The organism is Lactobacillus sp. 23-2, from assembly GCF_044902225.1.
GTDB lineage: Bacteria > Bacillota > Bacilli > Lactobacillales > Lactobacillaceae > Lactobacillus > Lactobacillus absianus.
Window position 1 is genome coordinate 1 of record NZ_JAOQBX010000068.1, and the last position, 625, is coordinate 625.

Annotated in this window: 1 rRNA gene; it reads left to right on the forward strand. The window is 52.2% G+C overall.

Annotated elements, in window-relative coordinates:
• Positions 1 to 625, forward strand: a 23S ribosomal RNA gene (locus OCH80_RS10180); the annotation flags it as partial.

Consider the following 625-nt stretch of genomic DNA (forward strand, 5'->3'; position numbering starts at 1 on the left):
TTATAGTAGCGAAGGCTGAGACGTCACACTGCCGAGAAAAGCTTCTAGCCAGAGACGGTGCACCCGTACCGCAAACCGACACAGGTAGTCGAGGAGAGTATCCTCAGGTGAGCGAGAGAACTCTCGTTAAGGAACTCGGCAAAATGGCCCCGTAACTTCGGGAGAAGGGGCGCTGGTCGCAAGATCAGCCGCAGTGAAAAGGCCCAAGCAACTGTTTATCAAAAACACAGGCATCTGCAAAATCGCAAGATGAAGTATAGGTGCTGACACCTGCCCGGTGCTGGAAGGTTAAGAGGAGAGCTTAGCGCAAGCGAAGGCTTGAATTGAAGCCCCAGTAAACGGCGGCCGTAACTATAACGGTCCTAAGGTAGCGAAATTCCTTGTCGGGTAAGTTCCGACCTGCACGAAAGGTGTAATGATTTGGGCACTGTCTCAACGAGAGACTCGGTGAAATTATAATACCCGTGAAGATGCGGGTTACCCGCGACAGGACGGAAAGACCCCATGGAGCTTTACTGCAGTTTAATATTGGGTATCTGTCAAGCATGTACAGGATAGGTAGGAGCCTGAGAAGGTGGGACGCCAGTCTCACCGGAGGCGCTGTTGGGATACTACCCCTGCTTGA